This is a genomic window from Pseudorhizobium xiangyangii (genome assembly GCF_020531965.1).
Classification (GTDB): domain Bacteria; phylum Pseudomonadota; class Alphaproteobacteria; order Rhizobiales; family Rhizobiaceae; genus Neorhizobium; species Neorhizobium xiangyangii.
The window spans coordinates 1-1,405 of record NZ_JAJAWH010000093.1 but is presented as its reverse complement, the minus strand read 5'-3'; the positions used below and the strand labels follow the sequence as shown (position 1 = coordinate 1,405).

Below are 1,405 nucleotides of genomic sequence, written 5' to 3'. Positions count from 1 at the left end.
GACCATAGCTATCTCCACTTCTATAGACATGGTAATGCAAATGAATGACAAGCGCCATAGCATTTAGGCCTTCTTCGCCCCTTCGCATCGATTTTAAGCTCTTGAACGGATTCAAATCGGCAACCCGTTACCAGCATGGAGTAAGTGTTTGATAGAACGGATTCCGTGTCATATTTCCGGTCTACGGAACCTAGCTCCGACAAATGTCCATTCGCAGAGTCAAACGTACGCGAAAGGCGCTCCGATCCCATAGTCTGAAGCTTCCCGCGAAACATCGTCAAGTGCGTCGGGGTGTCGCCCGTCAGCCGCACGATCATGTGCTTGGTCAAGAGTATTGATGATCATCCCCGGGGGCGGCTGGAGAAGATCGAACCGGGGGGCGCGAAGGGCGCATAGCAGGATCGCGAGCACGTTTGCGCCGACAGCCTCGGCGCACGGTTGTCGCCTAGTGCGCCTTATTTCGCCTTTCAATTTCGAGAATCTTGTCCGCACGGACTTTTGCCGCCGCGCGCGACTCTTCGAGCTGTTCTGGCGTGGAAATGAAAGCAGAGAGATCCCCTGCATAGGGTCCGAGCCCCTCAATGTCGAGTTCTACCTCGATGGAGAGGCGTTGATCGACCAACTCAAATGCCGGCACTTGTGCTTGAGGCCGACCTTGTCGCCTGGGATGATCGTTCCGATCGTCGCGCCGATGGCAGTGTCGAAGGCAAATTCCTTGGCCATCTCGACGACACGATCGCATGCCGACTGATCACCTCCGTCACAGGCGAGCCCGGTGGTGGCGAGATCGTATGCGTCGTAGGCGGTGAGCACGTAGTCCGCGGCAGTCAGGGCACCGATGATGAAGATGATCGCCAGGGCAGGTGCGATATTGTTGTCGTAGTCAAGGAGGGCAGCGTCGACGGTATCGTAGACCTTTGACGGATCGCCGCCTGACAGAAGCCATCCGCTCACGGCGGCGATCAATTGCACCTGTTTACGCAGCTGGTCGGGTGTGTCCGCCGTCAGTCCATTGGCAAAGGCCAGATCGGTGATAATCGTTCCGGCTGCGGCAGCGGCGCAGTCACCGCCGGTTGCTTCTGCGGCTGCACAATTGATCAACGCTTTGGCGAGTGTCTTTTCAATGGACTGCGCGAGGTGTCCATGCACCTCCGCAACCTCATAAATTCCTGCTCCTGCCACGGCGCTGATGACGGTCTGCAGCATCGAATTGAGCAGTGTCGTGCCAAAGTCGGTGTCATAAGCTAGTGAAGATATGCCCGCCGAGATGGCATCATCCAGGAACCCATTCAGCAGCTTTGCCATCGTGAGTTGCTTGTTGCCGAAGCCCGGGATCAGGTTTTCGAGGAAGGGACTGCCTTTGGCGAAGGGAATGTTAATTCCCGCCGTCAGCCCGGCTGTGACC

The 1,405-nt window shown here is 56.8% G+C and carries 1 protein-coding gene; it reads right to left on the bottom strand.

The annotated features are described in order from the left end of the window. Positions 1-591 precede the first annotated feature (591 nt). On the bottom strand, positions 592-1,405 hold an 814-nt coding region (locus tag LH464_RS24330; protein ID WP_226788971.1), incomplete at its 5' end, for a DUF637 domain-containing protein.